Here is a 2,650-nt window from a genome sequence, read left to right on the forward strand (position 1 = left end):
ACCCCCGCACGCGTGCTCACCGCCGAGGGGCGCCGCGTCCGCGGTATCGGCACGATCCTCGCCCACCGCGCGTTCGGATCCTGAGACGATGGCTCCGCGATCCGGGACGCGCCGTACGGTGGACGCCACGTTACCCCCCAGTACGCTTTCGCGGGAGCCCCCTCATGAGCACGTCCGCCGCCCCTTCGACCGACCAGCAAGTTGCCTCGGGCAACTCCAAGTCGCGCGTCATCGTGGCGAGCCTCATCGGGACGTCGATCGAGTTCTACGACTTCTACGCCTACGCGACGGCCGCCGTCCTCGTCTTCCCGACGGTGTTCTTCGCGAGCGACGACCCGACCTACGCCCTGCTCCAGTCGTTCGCCGTGTTCGGCGTCGCGTTCGTCGCACGCCCCGTCGGCTCGATCCTCTTCGGGCACTTCGGCGACCGTGTCGGGCGCAAGGGCACGCTCGTCGCGTCGCTGCTCACGATGGGCGTGGCGACCGTCCTCATCGGCACGCTGCCGCCGTCGAGCACGCCCGGCTGGGCGGTGCTGTCACCCGCCCTGCTCGTGCTCATGCGCTTCTGCCAGGGCCTCGGCCTCGGCGGCGAGTGGAGCGGCGCCGCGCTCCTCGCGACCGAGAACGCGCCCGAGGGCAAGCGCGCGGTGTGGGGCACGTTCCCGCAGCTCGGCGCGCCGATCGGGTTCATCCTCGCCAACACGGTGTTCCTCGCGCTCGCCGAGACCCTCACCGACGCGCAGTTCCTCGCGTGGGGCTGGCGCGTCCCGTTCCTCGCGAGCGCAGTGCTCGTGATCGTCGGTCTGTGGGTGCGCCTGCGCCTCATCGAGACGCCCGCGTTCCGCAAGGTCGTCGAGGCCGAGGCCGTCGCGAAGGTGCCGGTCGCGCGCGTCTTCCGCACGTCGTGGCACCAGATCGTCTCCGGCACGTTCATCATGCTCGCGACGTACGTGCTGTTCTACCTCATGACGACGTTCACGCTGACGTACGGCACCGCGCCCGTGGACGCCGACCCCGCCGGCCTCGGCTACGCCCGCACCGACTTCCTCGTCATGCTCATCGTCGGCGTCGTGTTCTTCGGGGCGTTCACGCTCGCCTCCGGCCCGCTCGCCGAGAGGTTCGGGCGCCGCGCGCACCTGCTGTGGACGACGGTCGCCATCATCGTGTTCGGCCTGCTGTTCGTGCCCCTGTTCTCCGGCGGCACCGTGGGCGTCATGGCGCTGCTGGTCCTCGGGTTCTCGCTCATGGGCATGACGTTCGGGCCGATGGCCGCGATCCTGCCCGAGCTCTTCCCGGCGAACGTCCGCTACACCGGGTCCGCGATCGCGTACAACGTGTCGTCGATCCTCGGCGCCGCGGTGGCGCCGTTCATCGCCGTCGCGCTGTGGACCGCCGCGAACGGCTCGACCGTGCTCGTCGGCGTCTACCTCAGCGTCATGGCCGTCGTCACGCTCGTCGCGCTGCTCGTCTCGAAGGAGACCAAGGACGTCGCCTACAGCGACAACCTCACCTGAACCGGCGCGGGCGTCAGAGCCCGCGAGCAGCGCGAGGGGCGCGGTCGACGACCGCGCCCCTCGCGCGCGTCACGGTGTCAGACGCCGGTCTCCCCGTACGCGGCGACGTACCGGTCGATCTCGGCCAGGTAGGCGGCGCGCTGCGACGCGCCGAGCCACGACACCTCGAACGAGTTGCGCGCGAGCTGCACGACCTCCTGAGTGGTGAGCCCCGCGGCGTCCGCGAGCGCCACGTAGTTGTCCGCGACGTAGCCGCCGAAGTACGCGGGGTCGTCGGAGTTCACGGTGACGCGCACGCCCGAGCGCAGCAGGCCCGCGATCTCGGTCGCCTTCATGTCGTCGGTGACGAACGAGTTCGAGATCGGGCAGCACGTGAGCCCCAGACCGCGCTCGCGCACGACGTCGACGAGCGCCGGGTCCTCGACGACGTTCGTGCCGTGGTCCACGCGGTCCACGCCGATCTCGTCGAGGACCGTGCGGATGTTGTCGATGCTGCCGACCTGGTCGATGTCGCAGTGCATCGTCAGCCGGTAGCCGAGCTCGCGGGCGCGCGCGAACACCGCGGCGAACTTCTGCGGCGGGTTGTCGCGCTCGTCGGAGTCGAGCCCCACGCCCAGGATCTTGTCGCGGAACGGGACCGACGCCTCGAGCGTCTCGGCCGCGCTCTCGGCGGACAGGTCGCGCAGGAAGCACAGGATGAGGTGCGCGTCGATGCCGTGCTTGCCCGACGCCTCGGCCGCCGCCCGGTGGTACCCCGTCACGACCGTCTCGAACGGCACGCCGCGCGACGTGTGCGCCTGCGGGTCGAAGAACATCTCGACATGCTTCACGCCGTCCGCGGCCGCGCGGGCGAGGTACGCGTCGGCGAGCTCGTAGAAGTCGTCCGCGGTCTGCAGCACCTCCATCGCCGGGTAGTACACGGCGAGGAAGCTCGTGAGCGAGTCGAACGCGTACGTGGCGCGCACCTCCTCGACCGTCGTCTGCCCGATGTCGATCCCGTTGCGCTGCGCGAGGCGCAGCTTGAGGTCGGGCTCGAGCGTGCCCTCCAGGTGCAGGTGCAGCTCCGCCTTCGGCAGGCCGGTGACGAAGTCGCGGGTGGGTGTGGTGGGCGCAGGCATGGGTCTCCTTCTCGGTCG

At 70.6% G+C, this 2,650-nt stretch carries 2 protein-coding genes; one reads left to right on the forward strand and one right to left on the reverse strand.

Features of this window, described 5'->3' with window-relative positions:
- Nucleotides 1-164 precede the first annotated feature (164 nt).
- Entirely contained in the window at nt 165-1,514 is a 1,350-nt protein-coding gene (locus VFF97_RS12320; protein WP_325033789.1) for an MFS transporter, read from the forward strand.
- Nucleotides 1,515-1,591: 77 nt separating this feature from the next.
- Here the strand turns inward: VFF97_RS12320 and VFF97_RS12325 are convergent, their stop codons facing one another.
- On the reverse strand, nt 1,592-2,632 hold the full coding sequence (locus tag VFF97_RS12325; protein ID WP_325033790.1) for an adenosine deaminase: 1,041 nt from the start codon (nt 2,630-2,632) through the stop codon (nt 1,592-1,594).
- Nucleotides 2,633-2,650: the final 18 nt, after the last annotated feature.

The sequence above is a fragment of the Microbacterium sp. genome (assembly GCF_035687345.1).
Classification (GTDB): domain Bacteria; phylum Actinomycetota; class Actinomycetes; order Actinomycetales; family Microbacteriaceae; genus Microbacterium.